This is a genomic window from Allobosea sp. P1_A7, assembly GCF_056406775.1.
The window spans coordinates 1-23,362 of sequence record NZ_JBFTZN010000084.1 but is presented as its reverse complement, the minus strand read 5'-3'; the positions used below and the strand labels follow the sequence as shown (position 1 = coordinate 23,362).

General features: G+C 65.6%; 24 protein-coding genes. 13 read left to right on the top strand and 11 right to left on the bottom strand.

What is annotated here, in order from left to right; genetic code table 11:
• Positions 1 to 172 precede the first annotated feature (172 nt).
• Positions 173 to 1,099 (bottom strand): zinc metalloprotease HtpX, encoded by a 927-nt coding sequence (gene htpX, locus AC1D34_RS16525; protein ID WP_441492701.1) that lies wholly within the window; start codon positions 1,097 to 1,099, stop codon positions 173 to 175.
• A gap of 113 nt (positions 1,100 to 1,212) precedes the next feature.
• Between htpX and AC1D34_RS16520 the strand changes: the two genes are divergently transcribed.
• Entirely contained in the window at positions 1,213 to 1,482 is a 270-nt protein-coding gene (locus tag AC1D34_RS16520) for a DUF1674 domain-containing protein (RefSeq protein WP_441492702.1), read from the top strand.
• A gap of 64 nt (positions 1,483 to 1,546) precedes the next feature.
• On the top strand, positions 1,547 to 2,848 hold the full coding sequence (locus AC1D34_RS16515) for a class I SAM-dependent methyltransferase (RefSeq protein WP_441507444.1): 1,302 nt from the start codon (positions 1,547 to 1,549) through the stop codon (positions 2,846 to 2,848).
• A gap of 116 nt (positions 2,849 to 2,964) precedes the next feature.
• Here AC1D34_RS16515 and AC1D34_RS16510 read toward each other — a convergent pair whose 3' ends face one another.
• Positions 2,965 to 3,282, bottom strand: a complete 318-nt coding sequence (locus AC1D34_RS16510) for a DUF2853 family protein (protein WP_069878671.1) — start codon at positions 3,280 to 3,282, stop codon at positions 2,965 to 2,967.
• A gap of 239 nt (positions 3,283 to 3,521) precedes the next feature.
• On the opposite strand from AC1D34_RS16510, the gene AC1D34_RS16505 reads away from it, so the two are divergent.
• A complete protein-coding gene (locus AC1D34_RS16505; RefSeq protein WP_441492704.1) occupies positions 3,522 to 4,469 on the top strand; it encodes a 2-hydroxyacid dehydrogenase in 948 nt (315 codons plus the stop codon).
• Positions 4,470 to 4,531: 62 nt separating this feature from the next.
• Here the strand turns inward: AC1D34_RS16505 and AC1D34_RS16500 are convergent, their stop codons facing one another.
• The 6 genes from AC1D34_RS16500 to AC1D34_RS16475 all read right to left on the bottom strand — a co-directional run bounded on the left by AC1D34_RS16500 (position 4,532) and on the right by AC1D34_RS16475 (position 10,392).
• Positions 4,532 to 5,017 carry a L,D-transpeptidase gene (locus AC1D34_RS16500; RefSeq protein ID WP_441492768.1) on the bottom strand — a complete coding sequence of 162 codons (486 nt, stop codon included), beginning with the start codon at positions 5,015 to 5,017 and terminating at the stop codon, positions 4,532 to 4,534.
• A gap of 173 nt (positions 5,018 to 5,190) precedes the next feature.
• Complete coding sequence (locus AC1D34_RS16495; protein WP_476824758.1) at positions 5,191 to 6,369, bottom strand: aminotransferase class V-fold PLP-dependent enzyme; 1,179 nt, start codon at positions 6,367 to 6,369, stop codon at positions 5,191 to 5,193.
• Complete coding sequence (locus AC1D34_RS16490) at positions 6,369 to 7,445, bottom strand: tryptophan 2,3-dioxygenase family protein (RefSeq protein ID WP_441492706.1); 1,077 nt, start codon at positions 7,443 to 7,445, stop codon at positions 6,369 to 6,371. Before AC1D34_RS16490 ends, AC1D34_RS16495 begins: the two co-directional genes overlap by 1 nt.
• Before the next feature lie 58 nt (positions 7,446 to 7,503).
• Positions 7,504 to 8,337 carry a heme ABC transporter ATP-binding protein gene (locus AC1D34_RS16485; RefSeq protein ID WP_476824757.1) on the bottom strand — a complete coding sequence of 278 codons (834 nt, stop codon included), beginning with the start codon at positions 8,335 to 8,337 and terminating at the stop codon, positions 7,504 to 7,506.
• Positions 8,330 to 9,409: a FecCD family ABC transporter permease gene (locus AC1D34_RS16480; protein ID WP_441492769.1), complete on the bottom strand. Its 1,080-nt coding sequence runs from the start codon at positions 9,407 to 9,409 to the stop codon at positions 8,330 to 8,332. Before AC1D34_RS16480 ends, AC1D34_RS16485 begins: the two co-directional genes overlap by 8 nt.
• Before the next feature lie 26 nt (positions 9,410 to 9,435).
• Positions 9,436 to 10,392, bottom strand: a complete 957-nt coding sequence (locus AC1D34_RS16475) for a heme/hemin ABC transporter substrate-binding protein (RefSeq protein ID WP_441492708.1) — start codon at positions 10,390 to 10,392, stop codon at positions 9,436 to 9,438.
• 301 nt (positions 10,393 to 10,693) lie between these two features.
• On the opposite strand from AC1D34_RS16475, the gene AC1D34_RS16470 reads away from it, so the two are divergent.
• The 9 genes from AC1D34_RS16470 to AC1D34_RS16430 all read left to right on the top strand — a co-directional run bounded on the left by AC1D34_RS16470 (position 10,694) and on the right by AC1D34_RS16430 (position 19,474).
• Entirely contained in the window at positions 10,694 to 12,766 is a 2,073-nt protein-coding gene (locus AC1D34_RS16470) for a TonB-dependent hemoglobin/transferrin/lactoferrin family receptor (RefSeq protein ID WP_476824756.1), read from the top strand.
• A 79-nt stretch (positions 12,767 to 12,845) separates the two neighbouring features.
• The gene (gene hmuQ / locus AC1D34_RS16465; RefSeq protein ID WP_441492710.1) at positions 12,846 to 13,193 is read left to right on the top strand and encodes a heme-degrading protein HmuQ; all 348 of its coding nucleotides are present in this window, start codon (positions 12,846 to 12,848) and stop codon (positions 13,191 to 13,193) included.
• A gap of 11 nt (positions 13,194 to 13,204) precedes the next feature.
• Complete coding sequence (gene hutX, locus AC1D34_RS16460; RefSeq protein ID WP_441507439.1) at positions 13,205 to 13,747, top strand: heme utilization cystosolic carrier protein HutX; 543 nt, start codon at positions 13,205 to 13,207, stop codon at positions 13,745 to 13,747.
• Positions 13,748 to 13,997: 250 nt separating this feature from the next.
• Positions 13,998 to 14,681 carry a DUF1684 domain-containing protein gene (locus AC1D34_RS16455; protein WP_476824755.1) on the top strand — a complete coding sequence of 228 codons (684 nt, stop codon included), beginning with the start codon at positions 13,998 to 14,000 and terminating at the stop codon, positions 14,679 to 14,681.
• A gap of 130 nt (positions 14,682 to 14,811) precedes the next feature.
• Positions 14,812 to 15,711 (top strand): glycine betaine ABC transporter substrate-binding protein, encoded by a 900-nt coding sequence (locus AC1D34_RS16450; protein WP_441492713.1) that lies wholly within the window; start codon positions 14,812 to 14,814, stop codon positions 15,709 to 15,711.
• A gap of 25 nt (positions 15,712 to 15,736) precedes the next feature.
• Positions 15,737 to 17,260: an HAL/PAL/TAL family ammonia-lyase gene (locus tag AC1D34_RS16445; RefSeq protein ID WP_441492714.1), complete on the top strand. Its 1,524-nt coding sequence runs from the start codon at positions 15,737 to 15,739 to the stop codon at positions 17,258 to 17,260.
• Positions 17,257 to 17,886 carry an ABC transporter permease gene (locus tag AC1D34_RS16440; RefSeq protein ID WP_476824754.1) on the top strand — a complete coding sequence of 210 codons (630 nt, stop codon included), beginning with the start codon at positions 17,257 to 17,259 and terminating at the stop codon, positions 17,884 to 17,886. Before AC1D34_RS16445 ends, AC1D34_RS16440 begins: the two co-directional genes overlap by 4 nt.
• Positions 17,886 to 18,518, top strand: coding sequence for an ABC transporter permease (locus AC1D34_RS16435; RefSeq protein WP_441492716.1), 633 nt, complete (start codon positions 17,886 to 17,888; stop codon positions 18,516 to 18,518). Before AC1D34_RS16440 ends, AC1D34_RS16435 begins: the two co-directional genes overlap by 1 nt.
• The gene (locus AC1D34_RS16430) at positions 18,518 to 19,474 is read left to right on the top strand and encodes an ABC transporter ATP-binding protein (RefSeq protein ID WP_476824753.1); all 957 of its coding nucleotides are present in this window, start codon (positions 18,518 to 18,520) and stop codon (positions 19,472 to 19,474) included. Before AC1D34_RS16435 ends, AC1D34_RS16430 begins: the two co-directional genes overlap by 1 nt.
• On the opposite strand, the gene AC1D34_RS16425 is transcribed toward AC1D34_RS16430, so the two are convergent.
• Both AC1D34_RS16425 and AC1D34_RS16420 read right to left on the bottom strand, forming a co-directional pair.
• Positions 19,471 to 20,022 (bottom strand): phosphate/phosphite/phosphonate ABC transporter substrate-binding protein, encoded by a 552-nt coding sequence (locus AC1D34_RS16425; RefSeq protein ID WP_476824752.1) that lies wholly within the window; start codon positions 20,020 to 20,022, stop codon positions 19,471 to 19,473. The two genes, AC1D34_RS16430 and AC1D34_RS16425, sit on opposite strands and share 4 nt — an antisense overlap.
• Positions 20,023 to 20,154: 132 nt before the next feature.
• Positions 20,155 to 21,162: an ornithine cyclodeaminase family protein gene (locus AC1D34_RS16420; RefSeq protein ID WP_476824751.1), complete on the bottom strand. Its 1,008-nt coding sequence runs from the start codon at positions 21,160 to 21,162 to the stop codon at positions 20,155 to 20,157.
• 220 nt (positions 21,163 to 21,382) lie between these two features.
• On the opposite strand from AC1D34_RS16420, the gene AC1D34_RS16415 reads away from it, so the two are divergent.
• Positions 21,383 to 22,825, top strand: a complete 1,443-nt coding sequence (locus AC1D34_RS16415; protein WP_476824750.1) for a lipopolysaccharide biosynthesis protein — start codon at positions 21,383 to 21,385, stop codon at positions 22,823 to 22,825.
• Between the two features lie 6 nt (positions 22,826 to 22,831).
• On the opposite strand, the gene AC1D34_RS16410 is transcribed toward AC1D34_RS16415, so the two are convergent.
• Positions 22,832 to 23,362: fused DSP-PTPase phosphatase/NAD kinase-like protein (locus tag AC1D34_RS16410; protein ID WP_476824749.1), on the bottom strand; the 531-nt coding region annotated here is incomplete at its 5' end.

Genomic DNA, 23,362 nt, shown 5'->3' with positions numbered 1-23,362 from the left:
CCCGAAGGCCGGGCTCATGCGTTCATAGGTTTCGTCGAGCGCGGTGCCGGCCCGGAGCACCTCGTCGATCAGGTTCGCTGCAAGGCGGCGCGCCGGCAGACCCGGGGCATCATCGGCTGGCCGGGCGGGAGCCGGTGCCGGTTTGCCGCGCGAATTGTCCTGTTCAGTCATCTCAGCCCCACGGGCCGGGCTTGTGGGAGCCGTTCCACGGGCTCTGTGCGGCCTGGCTGGTGAAGCCGCCGGCATTGCGACCCCGGCCGATACCCATGGCGCGCGCCTGTTCCATCAAGGCGGCGATTCGATTGCCGGTGTCGGGGTGGGTCGAAAACAGAGAATCCATGCCGCGTCCGCTCAGGGGATTGATGATGAACATGTGGGCCGTAGCAGGCTTGGCCTCCGCCGTCTCGTTCGGAATATGCGCGACGCCCCCGGCGATCTTGGCAAGCGCGTCCGCGAGCGCGACCGGATTGCCGCAGATTTCGCCGCCGAGCCGGTCCGCCTCGTACTCGCGGGAACGCGAGATCGCCATCTGGATCACCATCGCGGCCATCGGCGCGAGCACCGAAATCAGGATCTGCACCAGCAATCCCGGCCGGTTCTCGCGCGAGCCGAAGAACATGCCAAAGGTGGTGAGCGAGGAGATTGCGCCCGCCATGGTCGCGGTGATGGTCATCGTCAGGGTGTCGTGATTTTTGATGTGGGCAAGCTCGTGTGCCATCACGCCGGCGAGCTCATCGTAGCTCAGCGTGCGCAGGATGCCCGTGGTCGCGGCGACGGCTGCGTTCTGCGGGTTCCGCCCGGTGGCGAAGGCGTTGGGCTGCTCCTCGTCGATCAGGTAGACCCTCGGCATCGGCATGTTGGCGCGCGCGGCAAGGTCGCGCACCATGCCATAGAGTTCGGGCGCGCTGCGCTCGTCGACCTCATGGGCATTGTGGGAGGCGAGCGCGAGCCGATCCGAATTCCAGTAGCTGTAGAGATTGGTCGCGGCGGCGATCCCGAGCGCGATCAGCATGCCGCCCGCGCCGCCGAGCAGATAGCCGACCACGGCGAAGAGCGCGGTGAGGCCGGCCATCAGGATGCCGGTGCGGACGTAGTTCATCTTGGTCCCCCTTGTCGGTCGCAGTCCGGGATGATGAATTCGCTCTCCCCGAATGCGGATTTGCGCCTTATGTGGTGAAGACCATGCCGATCCCGCAAGAGAGCGCTGTGCCAATGCCGAACGACATTGCCAAGGATCAAACTTCCGCCAAGGATCAAGCCTCGGCCAAGGATCAAGCCGCGGTCCTGACGAGCGAGACCGATCGGGCCAGGAGCCTTTCGCCGGCGGCGCAGCGCGCATTGGCCGAAGCACAGGCGCGACGCGCCGAGATCGACGCCAAGGCGGCGGCGGCAAAGCGTGACAAGGAGCTCAACGGCCGCGGTGGTCTCGATCCGGTGCGCTACGACGACTGGGAAGTGAAGGGAATCGCGAGCGATTTCTGACGGGTGGTTGCCAAGCCCCACGCCTGCCGTCAAACAGGTCGGGACGGGGATGGATCGGCCACGCATGGATCGCGACACCAAACGCCTCGCCGCCTTGCGGCGACTTCTGACCGAGGCACACCAGAAACTTGGATTGAAGCTCGGCTTCGCATTATGGGACGGGAGCCGCATCCCCTCCGAGTGGCCTGAGGACGGCCTTGCGATCGCGATCCGCGACTCCGGCGCCGTTGCAGCGCTGCTCCGCAAGCCGAAGCTCGACACGCTGCTGCATCTGCATGTCACCGACCGGATCGCGATCGTGAACGGAACGATCTTCGATCTCGCGGCGGCGCGCCCGGAGGGAAAGGTCGCGCGGCTGGCGCGCGGTATCCCGAAATCGGCGGTGTTCGATGTCGTGAGGCGCTTCCTGCTCGCGCCCGGCGCCGCGCCGCAGGCCGTCGAGCACCTGCAGGGCGACAAGGCCACCCGCGATGGCGCTCCCGCCACCAACAAGGCCAATATCGCCTATCATTACGACGTTTCGAACGCGTTCTACCGGCTCTTCCTCGATGAGGAGATGGTCTACACCTGCGCCTATTTTACCGAGGATCATACCGATCTCGAGCGGGCGCAGCGCGACAAGCTCGACATGATCTGCCGCAAGCTACGCCTGCAGCCCGGCGAGAAGCTGCTCGATATCGGCTGCGGCTGGGGCGCGCTGATCTGCCATGCCGCGCAGCATTATGGTGTCGAGGCACATGGCGTGACGCTTGCCGAGGAGCAGCTCGCGCTGGCTCGCGAGAAGGTCGAGCGACTCGGTCTTCAGGACAAGGTCACGCTGCATCTCAAGGATTTCACGGAGATGGAGGGGGTCTTCGACAAGATCTCCTCGATTGGCATGTTCGAGCATGTCGGCATCCGCAATCACCCGGCCTATTTCCAGGCGGTGAACCGGCTGCTCAAGCCGCGCGGTCTCTATTTGCACCATACGATCTCGCGGCGAGCCAAGAAGACCGAGCGCGCCTTCAACAAGATGCCGGCCGAGTACCGGGCGTTGGTGCGCTATATCTTCCCGGGCGGTGAACTCGACCATCTCGGCATGTCGATCGCCAATCTCGAGCGCCATGGCTTCGAGGTGCATGATGTCGAGGGGTGGCGCGAGCATTACCAGCGCACGACGCGGCTATGGTTCGAGCGGCTGAATGCACGCAAGGCCGAGGCCGAGGCGGAGATCGGTCCCGAGCGGACGCGGATGTGGCTGCTCTATCTCGCGGGCTGTTCGCTCGCCTTCGAGCGCGGTGGCGCGCTGATCAACCAGACGCTGGTCTCGAAGCGGCGCAAGGGACCATCGGGTCTGCCGCTGACGCGCGCGGACCTCTATCGCTGAGCGTGGCGAGAAGCGGATAGGCAATATGGTCGGCCTGGAGCCGACCATCTCGTCCTGGAATAGATTTGTGATCCAGGATGCCCGGGGCCAGCCCGGGCATGCGCGCAGGGCGCGTCTTACTTCTTCACGAAGAGATCCAGCTTCCCGTAGTGCTCGGCCAGCAGGTAGTAGAAGGTCAGGCGCGACTTGGTCTTGTCGTCCTTCATATGCTCGCAGGTTGCCTTGATGGATGCATCGAGATCGGCGCTCTTGAGACCGAGTTTCTTCTTCAGGAAGTTCTCGCGGACACGCTCCAATTCGGCCGGATCCGTGCAGGCGACGAAGCGGGTGTCGGGCTTGCCCATGACGAGCGCGTAGGATTTGGACATACCGGCAAAGGCAGCTTCGTTGACGGCCTTCCTGGCGTATTTCTTGACGTCGGCGAGATGATCCATCGATAGCCCCTGTTGGGCTCGGTGCTTCAGGCCCGAGCGCGATTGAAGTCGTGCAAGCAAACGTTAACGCGCTTCTTTGTCGCAGGCGAGAGGTTACGCTAGGCGATGTTGGCCTTTTTCGGCGAGGCGTTCAGAGCGGTTGCATTGCGTCGGCGAGATGGCGGTCCCCGCTCCGAAACGGGTTGAGCAAGCTGCCGTTCGATGTTGCGATGCAACACCGCCATGGAGCTTGATTCCTGATGAAGCCGACCATCCTCATGGCGCCGCGCCTGCCTGATCGGCTCGTCGCGCGTCTGAACGAAAGCTACACATTGCTTGGCCCGATGGCGCGCTCAGCTCCGGATGCGTTGCCAGCAGGGGCCGAGGAGGTTCAGGCTCTCCTGACCATCGGCAGCCACAAGACGGATGCGGCGTTGATCGATGCCCTGCCGAAGCTGCGGTTGATCGCGTGCTACGGCACGGGTTTCGAGGGGGTCGACCGGGTGCGCGCCAAGGAGCGCGGCATCCTGCTGAGCAATGCCGCCGACAGCAACGCGACAAGCGTCGCGGAATTTGCCATGGGCCTGCTCCTGGCCAGCGCGCGGCAGATCAATAGCGGAGACCGGTTCCTGCGCGCCGGACGATGGCAAGGCAATGCGGTCGCGCGGATGGCGCATGTGCCTGGACTGGCTGGTCGCAAGCTGGGCATTTACGGACTTGGCGCCATTGGTGCTCGCATTGCCAGTCGCGCTGCGGCCTTCGACATGACGATTGGCTACCATAATCGGTCGCCGCGCGCAGACCTGCCCTATCTCTATCACGACAGCCTGCTCGGGCTGGCTCACTGGGCGGACCTGCTGGTCGTTTCGGTGCGTGCCAGTGCCGAGAACCGCTACGCGATCAACGCGGAGGTACTGAAGGCGCTCGGTCCGCAAGCGCATCTCGTCAATATCTCGCGCGGCATCGCCGTGGACGAGTCTGCGCTATGCGACGCGCTCGAGGCGGGCGTGATCGCGGGTGCGGCGCTCGATGTCTACGAGAACGAGCCGCATGTCTCCGAGCGGTTGCGGGCCTGCGAGAATGCGGTGCTGACGCCCCATATCGGCGCCAACGCGGAATCGGCGCAGCATGCCCAGCAGGATTTGCTCATCGGCAACCTCGCGGCCTTCTTTTCCGGAAAGCCATTATTGTCGCCGGTTGCCCTCTGAAGCTTTAGTCCGAAAAGTGGATTGCGGTTTTCGGGGCAGCCGATGCAATCACCCGAGATGATCTAAGGCAGGACCACCACAGGCGTGCCCATGCGGACGCGGGCATAGAGATCGATCACGTCGGGGTTGTGCATCCGGAAGCAGCCAAAGGAGGCCGCCGTTCCGATCGTGCCCGGCGCGTTGGTGCCGTGGATGGCGTATTCACCACCCGGCCCGAGACCGATGACGCGGGCCCCCATCGGATTGCGGGGCGAGCCGCCGGCGATGACGTTGGGCAGGTTCGGCTGGGCGCGCTTGACCTCGGCCGGAGGACTCCAGGCTGGCTCGACTGCGAGTTCCTCGACATATTTGACGCCGCGCCATTGCTTGCCGGCTTTGCCGACGGCGATCTGGTAGCGGATCGCCTCACCAGGCGCCGTGACGAAATAGAGGCTGCGCTGGCCGGTGCGGATCACGATCGTGCCTGGGTAGTAGCGCTGGTCCTGGAACTGGACGAGTTCGCGGGCGAGCGCGGGGCGGCCGGCGAAGGCAAGGGCCAGCAGGGACATCGCGCCTGCAAGTAGCAGGTCGATGGGGGCGAGGCGTCTGGTCACGGTTCATCTCCCGCTTCGGGTTCTGCGGGAGATGTGGCGCTGCGACCGTGAACCGGCGGTTGAGCGATATGGTGAAGCCTGGATTCACGATGAATCCGGCGTAAAATCGATCATTCCGATGATTTCGATCAGGCGTTCAGGGCCTTCATCCGATCGAGAGCCTCGGCCACATCTCCGTCCGACAGCGCCAGTCCAAAGCCGAACCGAAGCACGTCGCCGCGATGGTCCGTGGCCATGCCGTGCCTCGCCAGTGCCGCCTCCAGCGCTCCGGCTCCCGTGGTGCGGAAGGCGAGGAAATTGCCATGTGCCGCAGGATTGCCAACGGGCGTGATCAGCTGCGCCGGGGATAGCCAGGGAATTGTCAGCATATCGAGGCCGGAGAGGAACTGCCGCATCAGGGAGATGGCGTGCTCGTGGACGTGATGCGCAGCGAGACTGTTGGCCTGCAGCCATGCCAGCACGGCTCGCATGCGATAGAGCCCGCTGGGATCGAAGGTGGCGCCGAGGAAGCGACCGCCATCGGCGGAGTAGCCGACACTGCTGCCGGGCGGAGCCGCGAGCGCGCCGAAGGCTGCAAACCAGCTGGTGTCGCGCGGGCGCGGGCCATAACCTGGCGGGCAGTGCATGAAGCAGCAGCCCTCGCCGGCCATCGCGTATTTATAGCCTCCGGCGATGTAGAAGACGCGGTCCGCAATCGCCGAAAGGTCGGTCGGCAGGGCGAGGTAGCCGTGATAGCCGTCGATCGCGACCAGGGTTTCCTCGGACGGTACTGCGCCGGCAAGCGCTGCGAGATCACCTGAGGTCGCTCCCGAATTGAACAGGACCTGGCTGACATAGATCAGGTCGTGGCCACCGGCGATGATCGCCGTCCGGAGGCGCTCGTGAAATGTCGCGAAGGGCTCTGCGGCGATCTCGTCGAGCTGGATCAGTCGCTCTTCGGCCAGTCGGGCGAGCTGCCGCCGAGCCGTGTGGAATTCGGCGCTCGTGGTCAGTATGCGAGGGGTGCGGTCGGCTGGCAGGCAGGAGAGGAGGCGACGCAGGAATTCGTGGGTGTTCGGCGCAAAGGCGATGCTCGACGGATCGGGAAGCCGGAGCTCGCGCGCGATGCCGGCCTGAACCGCCGGAATCAGCTCGCCGAAGACGAGGCTCCATTTATGGCCTGCGAGGCGGGCGGCGTCGGTCCAGGCCTGTTCCTGCGCCGCGAAACTGACATCGGGCCAGTCGTGATGGCTATGCGCCGCGAGGTTGATCCGCTCCGGTGCCGCGTTGCGGAAACGGCTGAAATGAGCTGTCCAGTCGCCGTGCATCAGGCGGCCCCGTAGCTGAAGCCCATGCGCCGGCGTACCCCCTCGGGCAGGGCCGGCAGGTCCCGGGCGGCGAGCAGATAACTGGAGAGATGGAAGAGGTCGATGAAGATGCGGTGCTTCTCGGCCGTGGCGCGTAAATAACCCGAGCCCGAGGAGCCGCCGGTGCCGGGCCGGACGCCGATCATGCGCTCGACCATGAGCGCATGGCGCAGGCGCCAGAGCGTCAGGCTTTCGTCGATGTCCATCAGGTTTTGCAGGAGCCGGAAGGGCAGCTGCAGCACGGGCATGTCGCGATAGAGCGCGATGAACAGGGCTGCTTCGATCGCGCGCGCCGACATGTGCCAGGTCGTGCCGGCGGCGTCCGGCTCGAACAGGGCCTGGAAGCGGGCGAGCGCCGTTTCGATCGCGGCGGCATCGGCCTGGCGCTGCGCTTCCGGCAGGGACGGATCGGTGCCGACGCTGCGCGCATCGCGCTGCAGCGCCGCGGTCACGGCGGCACGATAGCTTTCACGGAAACTGTAGTCGCCAAGTGCGACGAAGGGCGTGCGCGCGAGCCAGGCGTCAAGCTGAGATAGCAGGGACGGTCTATGCTCGGCGTCGAGTTTGGCACGATCCTCGGGCGCGAGGCGTTCGCGCATGCTCTGATCGTCGATCCGGAGACGGAGCGTATCGGCGAGACCGAGACGGCTCTCGATCAGCCGGAACTGCACGGACTGGAAACCCGAGGCCGGGGTCAACAGGTCGCGGAATTCGAGGAAGCCGGCGGGCGTCATCGTCTCCAGGACGTCGAGCTGGCCCACCAGAAGCTTCAGGATCTCATGAATGCGGCCGAGGCCCGCGACGATGCGGCCAAGATTCTCGTCGGCGACCGGGCTCGCCGAGAAGTCGAGCTGGATGCGGTCGAGCTCATGCAGGATTTGCTTGAACCAGAGCTCATAGGCCTGATGGACGATGATGAAGAGCATCTCGTCATGGGCCGGCGTGCCGGCCTTCACGCTCTCCAGGGTCTGGCAGGCCAGCAGATCGTCGACCTGAAGATAACGTCCGTAGGACAATCTGCGCGGTGAAGCGGACATGATCGCGGACCCCGGTTCGGAGCAATTATTTCAAGCTTAAAATAACCGCTCCGGGGGATCAAGCGGCTGCGTTGGGGCGGTGCTGCTGGGGCAGGAGGAAGGGCAGGCCGGCGGCGGGCGCGCGGCTGAAGCTGAGGTCGACCTTGAAGACATTGCGCAGCAAGGCGTCATCCAGCGTTGCTGCCGGCGCCCCCTGGGCGACGATGCGGCCGCGGTCCATCACGACGAGGTGGTCGGCATAGGTCACGGCGAGATTGATATCGTGGAGCACGATCAGCACCGCCACGCCGCGGGCCGCAATCGCGCGTGCCATATCGAGCAGGGCGAGCTGATGGCAGAGGTCGAGGCTGGCGATCGGCTCGTCGAGGAAGAGGGTCTGCCGCGCAGCGACGCTGCGACCGGCCTCGAGTTGGCAGAGCACGCGGGCGAACTGCACGCGCTGCTGCTCGCCACCCGACAAGGTCTGATAACGCCGCGCGGCGAGCTCGGCGACGCCGGCCGAGGCTAGGCATTCGCCGACGAGGGCTTCGCGGCGCTGACGCGACAAGGCGCGCCCGACACCGTCCACGCCGAGGCGTGCGACCTCATAGACGCTGAAGGGAAAGGCGAGCCGCGTGTGCTGCGCCATCACGGCCCGCTGGCAGGCCAGGCGCCAGGACGGGATCGCGGAGAGGCGCTCGCCGTCGAGCAGGACCTCGCCATTGGCAGGCTTCAGTTCGCCGGTGACCAGCTTGAGCAGGGTCGATTTGCCGGCGCCGTTGGGGCCGATCAGGATCGTGGTCTTGCCCGGTTTGAGATCGAGCGAAGCCTCGCTGACCAGCGCGCGCCCGCTGGCCATGAAGCTCAGGGACCGGCCTRACAGGATCGGCTCGTTGTTGATCGGCTCAGACATCGAGACCATCCGCGCGACGCAGCAGGAGCCACAGGAAGAAGGGCGCGCCGAGTGCTGCAGTGACGATGCCGATCGGCAATTCGGCCGGGGCGACGATCAGGCGCGCGACGATATCTGCGGCGACGAGAAGCGTTGCTCCGCCGAGCGCCGAGAGCGGCAGCAACAGCCGGTGATCGGGGCCGATGGCGAGGCGGATCAGATGCGGCACGACGATGCCGACGAAGCCGATCACGCCGGCCGAGGCGACGCTGGCGCCGACGGCCAGGGCCACGAGCAGGATCGCCAGCGCCTTGATGCGCTGGATTGGGATGCCGAGATGGTAGGCTTCGGCCTCTCCGAGCATCAAAGCGTTCAGCCCGCGGGCCAGGAGGGGCACCGCCAGCAGCAGCGGCAGGACGATGGGCGCGATGACCACGAGCTTGGTCCAACTCGCGCCGCCAAGGCTGCCGAGCGACCAGAAGGTCAGGTCGCGCAGCTGTCGGTCGTCGGAAATGAAGGCGAGGACGCCGGTCAGCGCGCCGGCAAGCGCGCCGAGCGCGACACCGGCGAGCAGCATGGTCGCGACCGAGGTCCGACCCTGGCGGGTTGCAATGAGATAGAGGGTCAGCGTCGAAATCAGRCCGCCGCAGAAAGCGCCGAACGGGAGGGCTGCAAAGGGCAGCTTCATCGTCAGGCCGGCGAGAAGGCGGTCACCGAGCACGATGGTCGCAGCCGCTGCCAGGCCGGAGCCGGCGGAGACCCCGACGAGGCCGGGATCCGCGAGCGGATTGCGGAAGAGCCCTTGCATCAGGGCTCCGGAAATCGCGAGTGCGGCGCCAACGAGGGCGCCGAGCAGCACGCGCGGGAGGCGGATATTGAGGACGACGAGCGCGTCGCGCCCTTCCAGCAGGGCGGTCTCGCCTGTCAGCCTGGCCCAGAGGATCTCGGCGACCCGGCCAGGCGGAATCGAGAACGCACCTTGCCCGACGGCCACGATCATCAACAGGCCGCAGAGCAGAACAAGGCCGACGATGACCAGAACGGCCTGCCGCCGTTGTCCGGCTGCGAAGCTGGCGAGCGCGGCCGTGGCCATCGTGTCGGCTGGACGGACGGCGAGGCTCATGGTGCAGCGGCGGTCTTGAGCGGCGGGATCGCGGCCTCGGGGTAGAGCGCTGCCATCAGGTCGCGGGCTGCCGCCGGTGTGCGCGGCCCGAAGCCGAGCAGGTAGAGGCCATCCATCCTGACCAGCGCCATCTTCGCCGCGGCCGGGGTCTGCGAGAAGGTCGGCATGGCGAATACCTCCTCCGGCGATGCATTATGGCTGCTGCTGTTGCGCATCATCAGGATCACGTCGGGGGCGGCCGCGATGATGGCCTCGTCGTTCAGGGGTTTGAAGCCCTCGACCGCAGTCGCGGCGTTGACGCCGCCGGCCATCTGGATGATCGCATCGGCCGAACTGTTGCGGCCGCCGACCAGCACGCGGCCGTTCTGGAGCGACAGGACGAAGAGCACGCGCTTCTTGGCCGGCAGGCCGGAGCGCAGCGTCTGAAGTTCGTCGAAACGCAGCTTCGTCTGCTGCGCGAGGCGCGCCGCGGGTTCGGCCGCACCTGCGACGGCGCCAATCGCCTGGATCTTGGTGACGACGCCATCAGGCGAGTTGTCTTCCGGGATGCTGGCGAGGCGCAGCCCGGCCTCGTTGAGCAGCGATACCGCTCCGGGAGGTCCGGCGCCCTCGAGGGCAATAACCAGCGAAGGCTTGAGGGAGAGCACACCTTCGGCCGAAAGTGCGCGGACATAGCCGACGCTGGCCTTGTCGCGCAGGGCCTCGGGGGGGAACTGGCTGGTGGTGTCGACACCGATGATCCGGTCCTGCAGGCCGAGTGCATAGAGCACCTCGGTGATCACGCCGCCGACCGCGACGATGCGATCCGGAGTTTGTGCCTGGGCCGGGCTGGGGAGCATGGACGGGGCAAAGAGGCCGGCGGCGGCCAGAAAGGTCAGTCCGATCGCGGCGCTCAGTTCGCGTCGATGGGGCCGTGCGCCGAGCGGCCTTGAAGGCGCCAGGGGGCTTGGCATGATGGTCTCTCCGCTTCACGGGTTGCGCGTCAATGGAAGATGGGATCGGAATCGATCTCGTCTAGCCAAGAGTGCGCGACATCTCGTCGTCTAAAGGTGATCTAAAGCAGTTGTCAGTTTTTAATTATTCTAAGGAAGGATAAAGCTTAAGCGTTGTTGACGGTGATATTCAGCTTTACTACAAAGGGTCAAGAGCGGCGCGCCGGGACGGTGCGACCGCCCGCGCCAGCCAGCCACACGCAGCCCGCGTCCAGCCAGCCAGTCGCTGCAAAATCTTCAGGTCAGGTTCGGGGCTGGACGTATGAATTCTCACGCCGCGCTGTTGCGCGCTTCCGTTTCCGTGGCTGCCATCGCGCTATGGTCGCTCGGCGCTCATGCTCAATCCCAACCGGCGCCAGCCTCCGCTGCTACGCCGATTGCGCTGGACGAGATCACCGTGACGGCGAGCAAGCAGGAAGAGCGCGCGATCGACGCGCTGGCCTCGGTCTCTGTGATGACGCGCAACGAGATCCGTTCGCAGCAGCCGCAAAGGCTCGGGACCCTCCTCAACCAGATGCCCAGCGTCTCGACGCAGGAAAACCCGAACGACCCCGCGACCGCGATCAATATTCGTGGCCTGCAGGATTTCGGCCGCGTCGCGGTGACGGTCGACGGCGCGCGCCAGAATTTCCAGCGTTCGGGCCATAACGCCAATGGCGCCTTCTTCCTCGATCCCTCCTTCGTGCGTGTCATCGACGTGACGCGCGGCCCGGTTGCCAACATCTATGGATCAGGCGCGATCGGTGGTGTCGTGTCCTTCGAGACGGTCGATCCCAAGGACATTCTGAGGCCCGGCGAGCGCGCCGCGGCCGAGATCGGCGGTACCGGCGTGTTCGCTCGCCAGACCGGCGTCTTCGGCAATGCCATCGGCGCCTTCCGGCCAAATGACGTCGTCGCGGGCCTGGTCGGGCTTTCCTTCCGCTCACTCAATCCCTATCGCGACGGCAACGGCACCAAGATCGCCGATAGCGGGCAGGACCTGGTTTCAGGTCTCGGCAAGATCGTGATCACGCCCGGCGAAGGCCAGGAGCTCAAGCTCGGCGGCCAGTACCAGCGTTACGATTTCTCCAACGGTGTCGGCACCCCCACGGCCCCGCGTCGCGACAACGAGGTCACGACGCAGAACTACACGGCGCGCTACAGCTTCTCGCGGCCCGACATCCCGTGGCTGAACCTGAACATCGGTGCGTATTCGACCTCGACGGATACAGACCAGACCCAGATCTCGGGTACGGGCGCGGCCCTGGGCGCGAAGCGCTATTTCAAGGTCCAGACCACGGGGTTCGACATCTACAACACCTCGAAATTCGATCTCGGCGCGGTAGCGCTGAATCTGACTTACGGCGCGGACTGGTTCGAGGATCGCGTCAGGACCAGCGATCCGGTCAGCAATGGCGACGAGACGACGCCGTCCGGCAAGCGCAGCGTCTATGGCGGCTTCGTGCAGAGCCACGTCAAGTATTCGATCTTCGACCTGATCGGCGCGCTGCGCTACGACGCCTATGAGCTCAGCGGCGGTCGCACCTCTTCGGATGGCAACCGCATCTCGCCCAAGCTGACGCTCGGCGTCACGCCGCTGCAGGGGCTGCAGGTCTATGGCACCTATGCCGAGGGCTATCGGGCGCCGTCGGTGACCGAGACGCTGGTAGACGGGCCGCATCCGGCTCCCGCCAGCTTCATCTTCCGGCCGAACCCGAACCTGAAGCCGGAAGTGGGCAAGACGCTCGAGGCCGGCGTCAATCTGAAATATGACGACATCCTGAGCGAGGGCGACCGCTTCCGCGGCAAGCTCGCCGTCTACAGGAACGACGTGAAGAACTATATCGACGGTATCTTCGTCGATCCCGGTGCTCCCTGCGGCGCGCCGATCCCGGGCGCCTGCAACGATGCCTTCTTCTCGTACCAGAACGTTGCCAAGGCGCGCATCACCGGCTTCGAGGCCGAACTCGGCTACGACGCGAAGCGCTGGTTCATGACCCTTGCCGGCTCGACCATCCGCGGCGACAACAGGACGCTGAACCAGCCTCTGGAGTCGATCTATCCCGACAAGCTGGTCCTCAACGGCGGTTTGCGCTTCTTCGAGGAGAAGCTGACGGTGGGCGCCCGGCTGACGCTGGTCGACGATCAGAAGCGCCTGCCGCCTGGATCGCAGGTGCTCGCGAGCAAGGCCTATGCGCTGGTCGATCTCTACGCCGACTACAAGATCACGCCGGATGCCCGCGCCTATCTCTCGCTCGAGAATGTCGGCGACGTTCGCTATCGCCGCTACCGCGACGGTGACGCCAGCCCGGGCTTCGTCGGCAAGATCGGCTTCTCGACGCGCTTCGGCACATGAGGACTGCAATGCCGCCAGGCACTGCCCGCTTCCCGTTCAACCAAGCCAGCCAACAGCCAGCCAACTGAGGAAAACACCCATGTTCATCGCCATGAATCGCTTCAAGGTCGTCAAGGGAGAGGAGGCCGCTTTTGAGACTGTCTGGTCCTCGCGCAAGACCCGCCTCGACGAGATGAGCGGCTTCATCGCCTTCCATTTGCTTAAGGGGCCGGAGAAGGAAGACCATACCCTCTATTCCTCGCACACGACCTGGGCCTCGAAGGAGGATTTCACGGCCTGGACGAAGTCCGACCAGTTCCGTGAATCACACCGCAATGCCGGCCAGCCCAGGGCTACGCCGATGTATCTCGGGCATCCCGAATTCGAAGGTTTCGAGACGGTGCTCAGCGAGGCCAATCCGCATTTGCCCCGCCAGGCGGCAGAGTGAGGGAGGACGGCATGTCGATCTCGCAGGCGAGTGCAGCGGCGGTCCAGGACCCGTCACAGACAGACCCGATGGAGCGCGTCAGGCAGGCGCTGGCAGCCAAGCCGGATGGCGTGATCGAGGCCATCGCCCGCGAGGTCGGCGTGCCGACGCTCGCGGTGCTCGAGGCAGCGCCGGCCGACCAGCGCCATTTCATCGCTGCCGAGCGCTTCGAGGCGCTGTGGCAGGCGCTCTCGACCTGGGGCGAGGTGCTCTTCATCGTCCACACCGCCGATATCGTGCTGGAATGTGAAGGCTCGCTGCCCGTCGGCTCCTTCGGCCATGGCTACTACAACATTCATGGCGACAGCCCGATCGGCGGACATATCAAGGCAGGCAACTGCACGGCGATCTATCTGGTCGATCGACAGTTCCATGGCCGCCGCTCCTGCTCGGTCCAGTTCTTCAATGCTGCCGGCGAAGCGATGTTCAAGGTCTTCGTGCGGCGCGACGAGAAGCGTGCGCTGATTGCCGAGCAGGTTGCGCTCTTCGAAGGCCTGAAGACGCAATTTTCCTGACAGCTCGGGCTTCCGATCCACCAGTTCAACGCCGTCGTCGCGATCTCGTGACGGCGGCGTTCTTCATTGGCCTTGGCTTTGTGCCTCGACGCGAGGATTTTTGCTGGCACCGCGGGGAACGCTGACATGGCCTGACAGGATGATCGGCACAATGGGCGATGTGGGAACGCCTGCGTCGCTGACGCGTTGACGGCGGCGGCGGTTCTCGTGCCTAAGCGATCCCGTTCAGTCGAACCGAAGGCTGCACTCCATGAAAAACCAGATCATTGCCGGAGCGGCATCCACCAGATCAGGGGCTCGCCTGWCTGCGAGCGCGGTACTCGAGAACATGGCCTCGCTCCAGGATTGGCGTCGGCAGGTGGCCGATCTCTACGCAGCGGTCCGGGCGATGCCGTCTGAAGCGGGCTGGGCGCAGTGGCGAAGCGTACGCGACCGGTTGTTTCGCGAGCATCGGCAGTCGCCGCTTGCGGCCGCTCGGCGGCAGCGCTTCAGGGGCATCCGCTATTTCTCCTACGATCCGGCGCTGCGCTTCGAGGTCGGCCTCCGGCCCGCGATCGGGCGTGAAACCATTCGGGTCGAAGCCGGAAAGGACGGCGCCATGGTGCTCCGGCCCTACGCGCTGACCGACGGATTGGAGGGCGCGCTCGGTCGGGAGCTGACGCTTTACTGGATCGAGGGTTATGGCGGCGGGACCTTCCTGCCCTTCGGCGATGCGAGCAATGGCGAGGAGACCTTTGCCGGCGGCCGCTACCTGCTCGACACGATCAAGAGCGCTGATCTCGGCGCGACTTCGCAGGGGCGTACGATCCTCGACTTCAATTTCGCCTATTACCCGTCCTGCGCCTATTCCGAGGCCTGGGTCTGCCCTTTGTCGCCCATCGAGAATCGCCTGCCCGCCGCCATCCGCGCGGGCGAACGAAATCCCCTCAGTTGAGCGCTTGCCCGGGGCGTTCGTTCTCCGGGACCGGAATCGCGAAGGCGCTTTTCTCCTTCGCGAGCCCAAAACTTGCATCGCTGTTCGATCCCTCGTTAGCTAACCCCTTGAGCCATCACAGGAGGCAGCCATGAAACTTGTCAGCATGCGCTTCGCGAAGACGGTCTGTACTGTTGCCGCCATGATCCTGGTCGGGCTGTCGGCGGCAGCGGCCCAGACGATCAAGATCGGTTCCAAGAATTTCACCGAGCAGTTCATCGTTGCCGAGCTCTATGCCGCGGCCCTCGAGGGCGCCGGTTTCAAGGTCGAGCGCAAGATCAATCTCGGCGGCACGCTGGTGGCGCATGAGGCCCTGAAGAGCGGCGCGATCGATCTCTATCCGGAATATACCGGGACCGGCCTCAACGCCGTGATGAAGGCCCAGGGCGTGACCGAAACCGACCCGGAGAAGGTGCGCGGCATGGTCAAGGCCTTCTACGAGAAGGAGTTCAACCTGACCTGGCTGAAGCCTTCCGGCATCAATAACGGCTATGCCATCGTGGTGCGGCCGGAGACGGCGAAGGAATACAACCTCAAGACCCTGACAGATCTCGGCAAGGTCTCGTCCAAGCTCCGGCTCGGTGCCGGTACCGAATTCGTCGACCGCCGTGATGGCATCGCGGGTCTCAAGGAGGTTTATGGCGCCGAGTTTGCCGAGTTCAAGCAGTTCGCTGCGCTCCGGCTGCGCTACGAGGCGCTGAACCAGAAGCAGGTCGACATCGCCAACGGCTTCTCCACTGACTGGCAGATCGCGGCGGAGAAGTTCGTAGCCCTGGACGACGACAAGTCGCTGTTCCCGCCCTATTTCCTCGCCCCGGTCGTGCGTCAGGAGATTGCCGGCAATGCCAAGGTCGTCGAGATCCTCGAGAAGGTCGGGGCGGCGCTCGACAATGCGACGATGCAGGAGCTGAACCGACAGGTCGAGGTCGACAAGAAGGAGCCGCGCGTCGTCGCCGCCGCCTTCCTGAAAGCCAAGGGTCTTGTCCGCTAAGGCGGGCGGTCTGCGGATGGAGCTGGTGCAAGCGGCCCCCGCCGTCGTCATCGGTGCCGGGCCGCTTTCGATCGAACAGGTCCATGCCGTCGCGCATGATGCTGCGCAGATCATGCTGGCTCCCGCGTTGCATGAGCGGCTGAGCGGGGCTCGCGCGGTGGTCGAGCGCAGCCTCGAACGCGGCGAGGCCGTCTACGGCTTGACGACGGGCCTCGGGGCTGCGGTCGATACGCGGCTGGCGGCGGATCAGATTGCTGCCTTCCAGCAGCGGGCCGTTCGGGCGCGGGCCGTCGGGGTCGGGCATTGCCTGTCACGGGGCGAGGTGCGGGCCGTGCTGCTGGCGCGGCTTGCCGGTCTTGCGCAGGGCGCGTCGGGCATCTCGCCGGGCCTTGTCGGGACGCTCGCTGCGATGCTGAATTCCGGGGTTCATCCTGTCGTCCGGCGCATCGGCTCGCTGGGTGAGGCCGACCTCAGCTCGCTGGCCCAGCTCTTTCTGCCGCTGACAGGGGAAGGCGAGGCCGAGTTCGACGGGCGGATTCGCCCCGGCCCCGAGGCCATGCGCCTGGCCGGCATAGCGCTTCCGGCCCTGGGGCCGAAGGACGGGCTCGCGCTGCTCAATGCCAATGCCGAGAGCGCGGGCCTGGCTGCGCTCGCGCTTCGCGCCATGACCATGGCGCTGCAGGCGCTGACGGCAGCAGGCGCACTCTCGCTGGAGGCTTACCGCGCCAATCTCTCGCCCATCGGCAGCAATCTGGTCGCGCTTCGGCCGGTGCCGAGCCATGTCACTGGCGCGGCGAAGTTGCGCGAACTCCTGGCCGGCAGCGATCTCCTTGATGAAGGCGCTGCCAGGCGCGTGCAGGACCCGCTGTCCTTTCGCTGCCTGGCGCCCGTGAACGGAGCCGCATCCGCCGCGCTCGATACGGCGCGGGCGCTCGTCGAAGTCGAGCTCAACGGGGCCGGCGACAGCCCGGCGGTGCTGATCACCGAGGATGTCCTGCGTTCGACCGTCAATTTCGACACGACGGCTCTTGCACTCGCGCTCGAGGGGCTCGGACTGGCAGTCGCCCACGCCGCGACGATCTCGGCGTTCCGTATCACCAAGCTGATGTCGCCTGCGTCCAGCGGGTTGCCGCGCTTCCTGACACGCCATGGCGGTACGCATGCGGGGTTTGCGACCACGCAGAAGACGACCGCAGCCCTGGAAGCGGAGATCCGCCATCTCGCCCTGCCGCTCGGCCCGATGACCATGCCGGTTGCCGATGGTGTCGAGGATTACGCGCCGATGACGCCGCGCATCGTCGCAAAGACGGCGATGATCGCCGAGCACCTGGCGCGGCTTGCTGCGATCGAACTCGTCGTGGCCGCCGAGGCCGCCGAGCAGCGCGAGGGCATCAGGCTCGGCGTCGGCACCACTCTCGCACTTGGCTTCGTCCGCGCCCATGTCGCCCGGCTCGACGATGACCGGCCGATGGGGCGCGAGTTCGAGGCGCTGGCCGAACGCCTGGCGGCGGGAGAGCTTGCCGCAGCGTTTTCGGACCTGCCGGCATGACCTGGATCATTGAGAATTACGACCGCCTGCTGATCGCGCTCTGGGAGCATATCCAGCTCGTTGGCATCGGGCTCGCGATCTCGCTCGTCATCGGCCTGCCGCTCGGGATCATCTCGGCGCGGCGGCCGACGTTTTACCTCGTCGTGCTGTTGATTTCGGGCGCCCTCTACACGGTGCCGGCACTGGCGATCTTTGCGCTGTTGATTCCCATCCTCGGGCTGGGCTTTGGCCCGGCGATCGTTGCGCTCGTGATGTATGCCCTGCTGATCATCATCCGGAACACGGCAACCGGCCTGCGCGAGATCGCGCCCGAGATTCTGGATGCCGCCGACGGCATGGGCTATGGCCGCTGGCGTCGGCTTTTCGCCATCGAGCTCCCGCTGGCGTTGCCGGTGATCATCGCCGGCATCCGCATCACGGTCGTCACCATGGTCTCGGTCGCGACCGTGGCCGCCTTCATCAATGCCGGCGGCCTTGGCGACATCATCTTCCAGGGCATCACCCAGGATTTCGGCGAGAAGGTCGTCGTCGGCGCGATCATGACCTCGCTGCTTGCCATCGCCTGCGACGAGATCTTGCGTCGGCTCGAGCTCGGCCTGCGGGCGGCCCAGGCGGAGGGCRCCTGATGCTCGGCTGGATCTCCGCCAATCCCCGCATCTTCTGGACAGCGGTCGAGAATCATCTCTGGCTTTCGGGCGTGGCGCTTCTCGCCGTGGTGCTGATCGCACTGCCGCTCGGGCTTGCGCTGACGCGTCATCGCAGCTTCGCCAATTCGGCGATCGCGATCGTCAACATCCTGCGCACCGTGCCGAGCCTGGCTTTGCTCGTCATCATGCTGCCCCTGCTCGGCACCGGCTTCCTGCCGTCTGTGGTGGCGCTGACGCTGTACGGCCTGCCGGCCCTGCTGCTCAACACCTATACGGGCCTGAGCGAAGTCGACCGCGACATCGTCGAGGCGGCGCGCGGGCAGGGACTTTCGGATGCGCAGGTGATGACGCGGATCGAGATCCCGCTGGCGCTGCCGGTGATTTTTGCGGGCATCCGCACGGCCGCCGTGCAGGTCGTCTCGGCGGCGACGCTCGCGGCCTTCATCGGCGGCGGCGGTCTCGGCGAGCTGATCACTGCCGGCATGGCGAATTTCAATTTTCCGCAGCTGATTGCCGGAGCGGTCGCGGTCGCCTTGCTCGCGCTACTGGTCGAGATCGGTTTTGCGAGCGTCGAGCGCGCCATGACGCGTTCCGCGCGAATGGGGGCCTGATGATCCGTCTCGAGAATGTCAGCAAGCTGTTCGCGGGCATCGCGCGCCCCGCCGTCGACAGGCTCGATCTTTCTGTGCCCGAAGGCCGGACCTGCGTGCTGATCGGCCCATCCGGCTGCGGCAAGACCACGACAATGCGGATGGTGAACCGGCTGATCGAACCGAGTTCCGGCCGGATCATCGTTGGGGGGGAGGATGTCACACAGGCCGATCCGGTGCTGCTTCGCCGCCGCATCGGCTATGTCATTCAGCAGGTCGGCCTGTTCCCGCACATGACCATCGCCGAGAATGTCGCGACCGTGCCCAAACTGCTGGGCTGGCCGGCGGAGAAGATCAGGTCGCGCTCGGAGGAGATGCTGGCACTCGTCGGGCTGGAGCCCGCGCAGTTCCTGGCGCGCTACCCGCGCCATCTCTCCGGCGGACAGCGCCAGCGTGTCGGGGTGGCGCGCGCCTTGGCTGCCGACCCGCCGGTCATGCTGATGGACGAGCCGTTCGGTGCGGTCGATCCCGTGGTGCGGGGACGCCTCCAGGAGGAGTTCGTTGCGATCCTGCGCCGGCTGAAGAAGACGGTGATCTTCGTCACCCATGACATCGATGAAGCGATCCGCATGGGCGATGTCGTCGCCATCATGAAGGATGGCGGCCTGGTGCAGTATGACACACCCGACCGCCTGCTGGCGGCTCCGGCTGACGCATTCGTCGCCGATTTCGTCGGTGCTGACGCCGCGCTACGGCGCCTCTCTCTGGTCAGCGCCGCAGATGCGGTCGAAGAGGGAGCGCCAGAGGTTTCCGACCTGCGGCTTCCGGCATCGGCCAATCTGCGCAACGTGCTCTCCGCGCTTCTGACCGAGGGGCGAGACGGGGCGACCATCGTCGATGGCGACAGCCGGCCGCTCGGGCGTATCACGCTTGCGGCGATCCGGGCGCGCAGTGCCGGGCGCCCGGCCGAACCCTAGCCCGGCCGACCATATCCGGCGGCTTCCGCCCTGCGTGCATCCTCGAGCAGCACGTCATAGGTGCTGCGTTCCATGGCTGCGAAACCGGAGAGCTTCAGGCGAGCCAGCAAAGCCTGCGGCTGCGGCTGGGCTGCAGCGTCGAGCAGCGCATCGCGAAGGTTTGCAAGTGGGGCCGCGTCCAGCGTGTCCGAGGCGACCAGGAGCGGCATCGGCCTTGGGAGCGTCGTCTCGATGATCCGCAGCCGTACAGCGGTTTCAGGCTCATGCGCGAGCAACAGGTCGTGAAAATACGAGTCGAGCGGACCAATATCGATTTCGTCGTTGAGCAACGCGGCAATCACCCGGCGCGGCGTCAGAAGCGGGCCGATGCTTTGCCGATACAACGGCCCGGCCTTCCAATGGGGGAGCAGGTGGCTGCGCAAGGCGTTGAACCCGGACTGCGATCGGCTGCACGGGAAAGCGACCGCTTGCGAAGGGGTAGCCGCAGATGAAGGCGAGGCCGAGATCGCCGCGTCGCCAGAGGTCCTCCAATGGAGCCGGTGCGGCATGGTCGACGACAGTCAGCGGCACCCCCGACCGGCTTGAGATCCAGGCGAAGAGATCGGTCCAGGCAGCACGAACCGCCGGGTTGACGGCATACATCCGCGCATTGGCGACAAAGTGCGGTGTGGCAGGGTTCATCAGGCGTAACGCAGCCTCTGGCCAATCCCCATGCGCCCGGCCTTCTCCAGCATGAAATGGCCAAGCGCGATGTCGGAGAGCGAGAGCCCGCGATGCCAGAACAGGATGGTTTCGTCGTCACTCTCGCGGCCGGGCTTCAGCCCGGCGACGATTTCGCCCATCTCGGCATGAAGGGTCGCCTCCGAGAGCTTGCCGGCCTCGACATGGGCGCGCAGCGAGCCGAACTGGCCCGATCGGCACTGGCCCCAGTCGTCGACGACGAGCTTGCTCATGATATCGGTCAGCGAAAGCTCGACGGCACTCATCGTGCCGTAGGGCACGACGAAAGCGCCTGGCTTGATCCAGTCCGTCCTCAGCAGTGGCTCGGGAGCATCGAGGCGCGAGGCTTCGACAACGATATCGGCGCCGTCGACGCAGGAGCGCCAGTCCTCTGTCACCGTGACGGGCTTGCCGAGATCAGCTGTGAGCCGTGCTCCGAAAGCCTCGCGGCTTTCCTGTCGGCGGGAATGCACCCGGATCTCGTCGAAGTCGAACAGCGAGTCGAGCAGGCGCACGTTCCAGTAGGCCGTGCCGCGTGCTCCGATATGACCCAGCACCTTGGCACCCTTGCGCGCAAGGTATTTCGCGCCGATGGCTGTGACTGCGCCGGTGCGCATATCGGTGAGATGGCTCCCGTCGATGATGGCCCTGGGCACGCCATTGGACGGGTCCATCAACAGGAGCAGGCCAAGCTCCGAGGGCAGGTCCTCCTTGTAGTTGTCGACGAAGTCCCCGATCACCTTGACGCCCGCCAGGTTGATCGGCGCCCGAAACGCGCCCCTCAGCACGTTGAAATGACCACTGCTGCCGCCTGGAATCAGGTGCATGCGCGGTTCGATCACGGTTTCCCCGCGTCCTTGCGCCGCAAGCCCAGCCTCCACTGCGGAGATGATCTCCGGGTCGGTCAACCCTAGTGCCTCGACGTCCAGCGCATTCAGGAAATCGAGGTGGATGGGGGCGCGCGTCATGGGATCAAGCCTCTCAAGCTGTGAGGGAAACACTGACCGGGACGTCCTCAGATGACAATGGAGCTCAGTTAGAACGCTGATAAATGACGGGTTTTGCCACTTTTCCGCCACAGCTCGCATGGTAGCGAGAACCCTCCCCGGCGCGACCAGCGAAAGTGCCTGCAAATTTACCGTGCGTTAACCATACCGGCGCAGCGTGCAGCCTGCGGAGTGAAGCGACGTGATCGAAGGGGTTGATCGCGAGCGAACTCCGGCAGGCGAGCGCCACGGCCCCCGGTCGAGCGAAGACGACCTGCCCGACATCCCGACCGGGGACGTGGATATGGCTGCGCAACTCGCACTGGACAGGGGCGGCTTTGCAGCGGCCGCGTCGGCGCCCGTTCCGGCCGAGCCGATCGCGGCCGATGGCTCTCCCGTCAGGCGCACCGGTCTCCGCAACGGCTTGATGCTGGCGCTGCGCTTCGTCCAGGCGCGGATTCTTTCGGTATGGGGCCTGCTCTTCGCAGCGGCCCTGTGCCCACCCAAGGTTTTCGCGGATTTCGCGATCTTTTCGGCGCTGGCCAATTTCGTCGCGATCGCAGTTCTGCTGCGCTTCGAGGCCGTGTTCTTTCAGAGCAATGACAGGGTGCGTCTCGGCCGGGCGTTTCGACTGGCCTTCGCTGCGGGACTGGTTTTCCTTGCCGGGATGACTGCGGCAATCCTGTTCGCGGCGTCCGCGGGCTGGGTCCTGCGCGGCTTTGGTGCGCTCTTCCTGATTTCGTTGGCCAGCCGTGCGGCCATCAGGCTGATGACCGCCGAGGCGACCGCCGAGGGTGATTTCACGACGATCGGCAACAGCAATGTCGTGCAGGCGATCGTCCAGCCGGCCATGATGATCCTGCTGATCTGGCCGCTCGGCCCGACGGCGCTTGCGCTGTTCGCCGCCGATGCCTTCGGCCACGCGATGGCTGCGATCTACCTGGTCTGGCGCCGTCACAAGGCGCTGATCGGCTTCGTGAGGCTGCGCTGCTGGTCGCACCGGGAACTGATGGAGTCGGCGATACGCTGGCGCACGGCGCCGACCTATCTGCTGCCCTCGGCGCTGCTGTCCTTCGGTTTCATGGTGGCGCCGCTGCTGGCGTTGCCCTTCGCCGGCAACGCCCTTCTGGCGGCGCATGTCGCGCTTGCCATGCGCCTGCTGGAAATGCCGATGCAATTGTTCAACGCGGCGGTCACGCCGCTGGCGATGAATGATCTGCGCAAGCGCGAGGGAGCGGATCGGCAACATTGGGCCCGTCGGATCACCATGGGCATGGTTGCCATTGTCGTCGCGCTCTTCGCCGGCGTCGCCATCGCCGCACTCGGGGCCGACTACGTGCTCGAGGGCACGCAATGGGAAGGGGTCGGCGAGACCATGGCGCTGCTCTCGCTGTTCTATGGCTGCAGTACCCTGGTCGGACCGCTGAACGAGATCGGTTCACTGTCGCTGTATCCGCGACGGCAGATGATGACGAATGCGGTTTCGCTGGCCGGTGCCGCGTTGGTTATGTGGTGGTTCGGGACTTTGTCGGTGGCGCTGCTCACCGCGATCGGATGCGTTTCGTTCGCGCGCATGATGGCGCATATCCAGTTTACCTGGACGCGGATGGGGGGCGCTCCTGCCCTGCCGCGTGCGGCGCGTTGAGCAGGTCTACTCGCGCCGGATCAGGCGGTCGGCGATCAGCGAAGACAGAAAGCCCGTCTTGAAGTCTCTCTCGAGCGCCTCGGGATCGTAGCTGCGCTCGACCCAGTCGAGGAAGGCGATGCCCTTGGCCTCGCCCTCGCGGGCATAGGCTTCGAAGAACGCGTCGAGGATCCCGGTCTTGGCGAAGCGGAAATGGCCGTAGCGCAACGAGAGCTGTTTCATGGCTTCGTCGAGCGGGCGGTTCTCGTGCACCAGCAGATAGAGYGCCGAGAAAAAGCCCGCCCGGTCCGCGCCCGATTTGCAATGCACCAGCGCAGGTTCCTTCAGGCCCTCGAAGAAGGCCTTGGAGCCGAGGATCGTCTCGCGGTCAGGTGCACCACGCGAACGCAGCACGAATTCGACCAGTGCGATGCCGTGGCGTTCGCAGGCTTCGCGCTGCAGCGGCCAGGCGCCGTGCTCGCGACCGCCGCGCAGGTTGACGATCGTCTTGACGCCCTGGCGGGCGAACCAGGCGACGTCGGTGGGCGCGGGTTGGGC

Coding starts and splice junctions, on each gene's coding strand:
- htpX (WP_441492701.1), bottom strand. CDS start 1,099: ATGAACTACGTCCGCACCGGCATCCTGATGGCCGGCCTCACCGCGCTC.
- AC1D34_RS16520 (WP_441492702.1), top strand. CDS start 1,213: ATGCCGAACGACATTGCCAAGGATCAAACTTCCGCCAAGGATCAAGCC.
- AC1D34_RS16515 (WP_441507444.1), top strand. CDS start 1,547: ATGGATCGCGACACCAAACGCCTCGCCGCCTTGCGGCGACTTCTGACC.
- AC1D34_RS16510 (WP_069878671.1), bottom strand. CDS start 3,282: ATGGATCATCTCGCCGACGTCAAGAAATACGCCAGGAAGGCCGTCAAC.
- AC1D34_RS16505 (WP_441492704.1), top strand. CDS start 3,522: ATGAAGCCGACCATCCTCATGGCGCCGCGCCTGCCTGATCGGCTCGTC.
- AC1D34_RS16500 (WP_441492768.1), bottom strand. CDS start 5,017: ATGTCCCTGCTGGCCCTTGCCTTCGCCGGCCGCCCCGCGCTCGCCCGC.
- AC1D34_RS16495 (WP_476824758.1), bottom strand. CDS start 6,369: ATGCACGGCGACTGGACAGCTCATTTCAGCCGTTTCCGCAACGCGGCA.
- AC1D34_RS16490 (WP_441492706.1), bottom strand. CDS start 7,445: ATGTCCGCTTCACCGCGCAGATTGTCCTACGGACGTTATCTTCAGGTC.
- AC1D34_RS16475 (WP_441492708.1), bottom strand. CDS start 10,392: ATGCCAAGCCCCCTGGCGCCTTCAAGGCCGCTCGGCGCACGGCCCCAT.
- AC1D34_RS16470 (WP_476824756.1), top strand. CDS start 10,694: ATGAATTCTCACGCCGCGCTGTTGCGCGCTTCCGTTTCCGTGGCTGCC.
- hmuQ (WP_441492710.1), top strand. CDS start 12,846: ATGTTCATCGCCATGAATCGCTTCAAGGTCGTCAAGGGAGAGGAGGCC.
- hutX (WP_441507439.1), top strand. CDS start 13,205: ATGTCGATCTCGCAGGCGAGTGCAGCGGCGGTCCAGGACCCGTCACAG.
- AC1D34_RS16450 (WP_441492713.1), top strand. CDS start 14,812: ATGAAACTTGTCAGCATGCGCTTCGCGAAGACGGTCTGTACTGTTGCC.
- AC1D34_RS16435 (WP_441492716.1), top strand. CDS start 17,886: ATGCTCGGCTGGATCTCCGCCAATCCCCGCATCTTCTGGACAGCGGTC.
- AC1D34_RS16430 (WP_476824753.1), top strand. CDS start 18,518: ATGATCCGTCTCGAGAATGTCAGCAAGCTGTTCGCGGGCATCGCGCGC.
- AC1D34_RS16425 (WP_476824752.1), bottom strand. CDS start 20,022: ATGCCGCACCGGCTCCATTGGAGGACCTCTGGCGACGCGGCGATCTCG.
- AC1D34_RS16420 (WP_476824751.1), bottom strand. CDS start 21,162: ATGACGCGCGCCCCCATCCACCTCGATTTCCTGAATGCGCTGGACGTC.